The sequence below is a fragment of the Streptomyces botrytidirepellens genome, assembly GCF_003721215.1.
In the GTDB taxonomy this organism is placed as follows: Bacteria; Actinomycetota; Actinomycetes; order Streptomycetales; family Streptomycetaceae; genus Streptomyces; species Streptomyces himastatinicus.
On the sequence record NZ_RIBZ01000495.1, the window covers coordinates 1 to 2,103 of the forward strand.

The 2,103-nt window shown below is 75.9% G+C and carries 2 protein-coding genes; both read left to right on the plus strand.

Annotation, left to right across the window (positions count from 1 at the left end; translation table 11 throughout):
• Nucleotides 1-1,130, plus strand: a 1,130-nt coding sequence (locus EEJ42_RS31925) for a resuscitation-promoting factor (protein WP_246097531.1), incomplete at its 5' end; no start/stop codon positions are given.
• Nucleotides 1,131-1,162: 32 nt separating this feature from the next.
• On the plus strand, nt 1,163-2,041 hold the full coding sequence (rsmA, locus tag EEJ42_RS31930; protein WP_123105377.1) for a 16S rRNA (adenine(1518)-N(6)/adenine(1519)-N(6))-dimethyltransferase RsmA: 879 nt from the start codon (nt 1,163-1,165) through the stop codon (nt 2,039-2,041).
• Nucleotides 2,042-2,103: the final 62 nt, after the last annotated feature.

Consider the following 2,103-nt stretch of genomic DNA (forward strand, 5'->3'; position numbering starts at 1 on the left):
CCCGCCGAGCCGCCCGGCGCGGACGCGCCCCGGCCCGCACCGACCCGATGCGGCGGCTGCTGCCCCAGGCGCTCGTGGTCGCCGCCCTGGCCGGGGGCACCTCCGCCTTCGTTGCCCAGGACAAGGCCGTACGGCTCAGCGTCGACGGCCACGCGCGCACCCTCCACACCTACGCCGACGACGTGGCCGAACTCCTCGCCGACGAGGACGTCGCGGTCAGCCCGCACGACATCGTCGCCCCCGCCCCCGGCCAACCCCTCACCAGCGGCGCCGAGATCGCCGTCCGTTACGGCCGCCCCGTCACCCTCACCGTCGACGGCGAACGCCGCCGGGTGTGGACCACCGCCGACACCGTCGACGGCGCGCTGCGCCAACTCGGCGTACGCGCCGACGGCGCCTACCTGTCCGCCTCCCGCTCCGCCGCCATCACCCGGCGCGGACTGGACCTCGACGTCCGCACCCGGCGCACCGTCACCTTCCTCGCCGACGGCCGCGCCCACACCATCCGCACCAACGCCGCCACCATCGGCGAAGCCCTCACCACCGCCGGGCTCACCCTGCGCGGCCACGACACCACCTCCGTGCCGCAGGACAGCTTCCCGCGCGACGGCCAGACCGTGACCGTCATGCGCATCACCGGCAGCAGGGAGATCCGCGAGACGCCGGTCCCCTTCCCGACCATCCGGCGCGCCGACCCCACCCTCTTCAAGGGCACCCAACTGGTCGCCCGGGAAGGCCGCCCCGGCACCCTGCGCACCATCTACAAGGTGCGCACCGTCAACGGCGTACGCCAGAAGCCCCGCAAGGTGCGCTCCGAGACCGTCCGGGCGCCCCTCGCCCGCATCGTCCGCGTCGGCACCATGACCCCGCCCACCGCCGTCGCCGGCGCCGACCGGCTCAACTGGCAGGCCATGGCCCGCTGCGAATCCGGCGGCCGCCCCGGCGCCGTCGACAGCTCCGGCCGCTACGGAGGGCTCTACCAGCTCGACCGCCAGACCTGGCAGGCCCTCGGCGGCCACGGCACCCCCCAGGACGCGCCCCCCGCCGAGCAGACCTACCGGGCCAAGAAGCTGTACGTCCAGCGCGGCTCCGCCCCCTGGCCGCACTGCGGCCAGAAGCTGCGCCAGTGAACGGTGTCGCGCCCGCCCCGTAAACTTCCCCGGTGAGCTCAACCGACCCCGACCCCGGTCCCACCGCCCTGCTGGGCCCCGCCGACATCCGCGACCTCGCGGCCCGCCTCGGCGTACGCCCCACCAAGCAGCGCGGCCAGAACTTCGTCATCGACGCCAACACGGTGCGCCGCATCGTGCGCACCGCCGAGGTGCGGCCCGACGACGTCGTCGTCGAGGTCGGCCCCGGTCTCGGCTCCCTGACCCTGGCCCTGCTGGAGGCGGCCGACCGGGTCACCGCGGTCGAGATCGACGACGTCCTGGCCGCCGCCCTCCCGGCAACCGTGGCCGCCCGGCTGCCCGAGCGCGCCGACCGCTTCGCGCTCGTCCACACCGACGCGCTGCACCTCACCGACCTCCCGGGGCCCGCCCCGACCGCCCTGGTCGCGAACCTCCCATACAACGTCGCGGTCCCCGTCCTGCTCCACATGCTCGCCCGCTTCCCCACCATCGAGCGCACCCTGGTGATGGTGCAGTCGGAGGTCGCCGACCGCCTGGCCGCCCCGCCCGGCTCCAAGGTCTACGGCGTGCCCTCGGTCAAGGCCGCCTGGTACGCGCACGTCAAGCGCGCGGGCGCCATCGGCCGCAACGTCTTCTGGCCCGCCCCGAACGTCGACTCCGGCCTCGTCTCCCTCATCCGCCGCGCCGAACCCCTCGCGACGACCGCCTCCCGCGACGAGGTCTTCGCCGTCGTCGACGCCGCCTTCGCCCAGCGCCGCAAGACCCTCCGCGCCGCCCTCTCCGGCTGGGCGGGCTCGGCCCCCGCCGCCGAAGCCGCCCTCACGGCGGCGGGCATCTCCCCCCAGGCCCGCGGCGAGTCCCTGACGGTGGAAGACTTCGCCGCCATCGCCGAACACGCCCCCACCCCCTGACCCGCCGGGCGCGGCCCACGGACGGCTGGGCCCCGGGGCGCCTGCGGCGGGCTGTCCCCCAC